Origin of the sequence: Streptomyces durbertensis (assembly GCF_014156695.1) — a bacterium.
Lineage (GTDB): Bacteria > Actinomycetota > Actinomycetes > Streptomycetales > Streptomycetaceae > Streptomyces > Streptomyces durbertensis.
On record NZ_WMLF01000424.1, the window covers coordinates 1 to 4,699 of the forward strand.

At 69.7% G+C, this 4,699-nt stretch carries 4 protein-coding genes; all 4 read left to right on the plus strand.

Annotation, left to right across the window (positions count from 1 at the left end):
• On the plus strand, positions 1–589 hold a 589-nt coding region (locus GL263_RS21835), incomplete at its 5' end, for an SIS domain-containing protein (RefSeq protein WP_369123516.1).
• A gap of 440 nt (positions 590–1,029) precedes the next feature.
• The gene (locus GL263_RS21840) at positions 1,030–2,343 is read left to right on the plus strand and encodes an ice-binding family protein (RefSeq protein WP_228456733.1); all 1,314 of its coding nucleotides are present in this window, start codon (positions 1,030–1,032) and stop codon (positions 2,341–2,343) included.
• Between the two features lie 311 nt (positions 2,344–2,654).
• Positions 2,655–3,242: a DUF5819 family protein gene (locus GL263_RS21845; RefSeq protein ID WP_182857450.1), complete on the plus strand. Its 588-nt coding sequence runs from the start codon at positions 2,655–2,657 to the stop codon at positions 3,240–3,242.
• 61 nt (positions 3,243–3,303) lie between these two features.
• Complete coding sequence (locus tag GL263_RS21850; RefSeq protein WP_323379516.1) at positions 3,304–4,461, plus strand: HTTM domain-containing protein; 1,158 nt, start codon at positions 3,304–3,306, stop codon at positions 4,459–4,461.
• The last annotated feature ends 238 nt before the right edge of the window (positions 4,462–4,699 follow it).

A 4,699-nucleotide genomic window follows, 5' to 3' on the forward strand; every position in this document is an offset into this window, starting at 1 on the left:
GGCCGACACAGCAAATGTGTTGGAGTACGCGGACGAGGAATCCGTCGTCCAGACCAGGTTCGCCACCACCGTGCTCGCCCTGCTGCGCGCCCACCTGGAGGCGGAGGGCGCCCTGCCCCCCGGCGTCCGCCCCCTCGCCGACGCCGCCCACGACGCCGCGCGGGCCCTCGCCGCACCCCTGCCGGCCGCCGCGCTCGCCGCCGGACAGCTCACCTTCCTCGGCACCGGCTGGTGCCACGGCCTGGCGCAGGAAGCCGCACTCAAGCTCCGCGAGGCCGCGCAGTCCTGGACGGAGGCCTACCCGGCGATGGAGTACCGGCACGGCCCGATCAGCATCACCGGCCCCGGCCGGGTCGCCTGGGTCTTCGGCCCGCTGCCGACCGGCCTCGCCGAGGACGTCTCAACGGTCGGCGGCACACTGGTGGCCGACTCCCAAGTAGGCGCGGTCGACACCGCGTTGGACCCCATGGCCGACCTCGTCCGGGCCCAGCGGCTGGCCGTCGTCCGCGCCGAGGCCGCCGGCCACGACCCGGACCGCCCCCGCAACCTCACCCGCTCCGTCATCCTCGACTCCGCGGCTTCCCGCTAGTCCGATCCGGATTCTCGACCTCGCGGGTGGACCCGGCCGGGAACGCGTACAGCGCGGCGCGGCTTTCCAGCGCCGCGACACGGCAACGACGGACGCGTCGGTCAATGCGCGTTCCGGCCTCCTCCCACGCCGTCCGACTTTCACGCGTTCCGCATTTTTCGCGCCAGCTGTGACCTCCCTGGCCGTCGCGTTCACATGAACAGCGGCACCCGCTCGAGCCCATTTTCATATCATCCATGATGCAATTGACCCATGGCTGCGAAACACCTCGGCGTTTCGCGGCCACAGGAAGTTGCGTTCGTAATATGCAAGCGTCAGGAATAGGCGGTACCGGAAATCCGGCATTCGCTGAACGTGCCACCATCCCCTCAGGAGTTGGCTTGTCGATGACGCTGAATCCCTCTTGTAGCGCGCCTGCTTGGCGCAGAACCTCGGCCTGGATGGCGGCGACGCTCGCTGCGGTACTCGGCGCTGCCGTGGTGGCGGTGACGCCCACGCCGGCGAGTGCGCTCGCCCAGCCCGTGCCACTGGCAACAGCCGACAGCTTCGCGGTCCTGGCGGGCTCGGAGGTGACGAACACCGGACCTACGGTCATCACGGGTGATGTGGGGGTGCATCCGGGAACGGCCATCTCCGGGTTTCCTCCCGGCATCGTGAACGGAACCTTCCACTCCGCGGACGCCGTGGCCGCCGGGGCCAAGAGCGACCTGGTCGCGGCCTACGACAACGCGGCCGGACAGTCCTCGGACGGCGCTCTTCCCCCGGACGCGGGTGGGCTGACGCTCACCCCGGGCGTCTACACGGCGTCGTCCACCCTCGGCCTCACCGGCACGCTCACCCTGGACGGCGAGAACAATCCCGATGCCATCTGGGTCTTCCAGGTCGGTTCGGGCCTGACCACCGCTTCCGCCAGCAACGTAAGCCTCATCAACGGCGCGTCGCCGTGCAACGTGTTCTGGCAGATCGGCAGTTCGGCCACCCTCGGCACCGATTCCGACTTCGTGGGCACGATCATGGCCATGACGTCGATCACCGCCACCACGGGGGCGGACATCATCGGCCGGGCGCTGGCACGTAACGGCGCGGTGACCATGGACACCAACACGATCACGCGACCGGTGTGCAACGGCGGAACGAACGGCGGTACCACCAACGGCGGCGTGATCGCGGGCACGACCGGCGCGACCACCAACGGCGGCGTGATCGCGGGCACGACCGGCGCGACCACCAACGGCGGCGTGATCGCGGGCACGACCGGCGGAACGAACGGCGCCACCACGAACGGCGGGACCACGGGCGGCGTGATCGGCGGCGTCACGACGGGCGGCCTCCTCGGGGGCGGCACCGGCGGAGTTCTCGGGGGAGTACTCGGCGGAGTGACGACGGGTGGCCTCGTCGCCGGCACCACGGGGGCGACCACGGGCGGAGTCATCCCCAAGCCACCGGGCAAGCCGGGTAAGCCGGGACACGGCAAGCCCGGTAAGCCATGGAAGCCGGGTAAGCCCGGCCACGGCGACCACCACGGCAAGCCCGGCCACGGCCACCACGGCAAGCCCGGTCACGACCACGACCACCACGGCAAGCCCGGTCACGACCACGATCACCACGGCAAGCCCGGTCACGACCACGACCACCACGGCAAGCCCGGTCACGACCACCACGGCCACGACAAGCCGGACCACGGCCACAAGCCCGACCACTACGACCACGACCACCCCGACCACCACGACCACCACGGCCACAGGACCCGGTAGCCGGCTCCCCGCGGGCGGGCTGAGCGCAGAGCCAGTCGCCCGCGGGCGCGATGGAGACGTGTGGCGCGCGGTGGACGGTCGAACCGACCGACTCCACCGCGCGCCACGCGCGGAACCGGAAGAACGGCGATGAACAGCAGGACGGAAGGCCGGGTGGGGCCGTGCTGAGCGGTGTCGAGCAAACACGATCGAAGAAGTCGGAGCACTCCGAAGCCGGTTCGGCCGGAAGCGGCCGGAGCGGGAATTCCCCTGGCTCTCACACGGAGCCGGACAGACCGGGTCGTTCACTTCGGGCGGCCACCGGAGCCGCCGTGGTCATCTGCACGGCGGTAGCGCTCGTTCACGTGGCCCTTGTGTTTCTCCACGTGGCACCCGCGAATACCGTTTCTCAGCAGTACAGCAAGCAGATCAACGCGTGGGTCTATCCCGTTTTCGAGCAGAACTGGCGGCTCTTCGCCCCGGACCCGGAGTCGGTCAACCGTGAGATCTCGGCGAGGACCCTGCGCACCGACCCGGACGGCACCGTGCGGGTGAGCGGCTGGTTCGACCTGAGCGGTGTGGACAGAGCCGCGACCGAGCACAACCCCTTCCCGAGCCATACGACCCAGAACATGCTGCGCCGGGCCTGGAGTTCGTACCTCGAAACGCTCGGCGGCGATGACCAGCCTCGCTCCGAGCGGGCCGTGATGGTCCAGCGGTATCTGCGCAACATCGCGGTGGATCGGGTCACCGCCCACCGCGGTGGCTCCTTCGACTCCATCCAACTGCGGGTCATCACGCTGCCTGTCAGCCCACCTGACCAGGCTGGAAGCAGCCGGCCGTCGGGCACTGCCGCCCCCAGGCCCGTGGAGACCCGCTACCTGCCCTGGTGGAAGGTGGCCCCGCATGGCACCGACTGAACCGACCCCGCCCTTGACCACCTCGCACTCGCCGTCACGCTCACCGTCGAAGGACCACACCGTGCCAGCGGGTACCCGCACACCGACGCACCGAGCGCTCGACCGCGTCGCCGAGTTCTTCGCCCTTCTGGTCGAGCGGCCGATCTCCCTGTACGCGGCGGCGGTACTGCGCATCGGCTACGGGCTGCTCTACCTCGTCTTCCTGCTGCGCGAGTTCCCGCACCGTGACGTGATCTGGGGGCCCGGCTCGCCGTGGACTCCCGCGCTGGCGAGGCAGCTCTTCGACGAGACGGGCTGGGTCAGCGTTCTCACCCTGTCCGACAGTAGGGCGTACTTCGAGTTCTGCTACGCGGCGGCCGTCATCACGTCCGCGTTGTTCATGCTCGGCTGGCGGACCAGGGCGGTGTCCGTGCTGTTCGCCGTCGTGGTCGCGTCGTTCCACGCCAGGGCGATCTTCATGACGGACGGTGGGGACAACCTCATCCTGCTCATGGCCGTCTACCTCGTGTTCACCGGCTGTGGCCGGCGCTGGTCCCTTGACGCCCGTAGAGCCAGGCTCCGCGCGGCCGCCGCGCCGGGGGCGAGCCGTCCGCCAGCGGTCGGGCACGCGCCCCGAGGCCGGCTCCGCGACATCCGTCCGAACGTGGTCACCGTCCTCCACAACTGTGGAATGTTCGTCATCGCCGCCCAGGTCTGCATCCTCTACGGGTCGGCGGGCCTTTACAAGGTTCAGGGGAGCACGTGGGGCAACGGGACCGCCCTCCACTACGCCCTGAACCTTCACCTGTTCCAGCCCTGGCCTGCGCTCTCCCGGATGGCCGACGACCACCTGGTTCTGATCGCGGCCGCCTGCTACCTGACGGTCCTGTTGCAGGTCGCCTTCCCCTTTGTCCTCTTCGGCAAGCTCAAGTACCCCGTCCTGGCCATGATGCTGATCATGCACGTGGGCATCGCGGTGCTCATGGGCCTGCCGCTCTTCTCCGCCGCGATGATCGTCGCCGACGCGGTGTTCCTGCCGGACCGCTTCTACCGCGCTCTTGCGCTGCGCTTCCGGCGTGCGATCCGCCGCGCCGGTGCCGACGGAGATGCCGACGGCGGTGAGGCACCGTCCGGCCCCGAAAGGGGACTCGTACCGGCGCAGGCGGTCCACTCGGCCGGCGTCAGCATGAAGAAGGGCGCCGAGCTCACCGAGGCCGGCACGGCCCCGTCCACCCCCTGAACTCGTCGGCTCCGGAAGGAAGGAACCACGCGCGACCCGACGTCGTACCCGGCCCACGGAAGGGCCCCGAGCGGCCGACGGTCGCACAACGGCTCCGGCGTGTACACGCCGGAGCCGCCCTTCCGGTCGGTCGCACGTGAGAGTGCTCCGACCTACTTGCCATACTAAGTCCGTTTTCCTCGTCACTCCACAAGGGCCTGCGATCCCTGTGAAGCGCGACCTCCCCACACCCCGACAC

Coding starts and splice junctions, on each gene's coding strand:
- GL263_RS21840 (WP_228456733.1), top strand. CDS start 1,030: ATGGCGGCGACGCTCGCTGCGGTACTCGGCGCTGCCGTGGTGGCGGTG.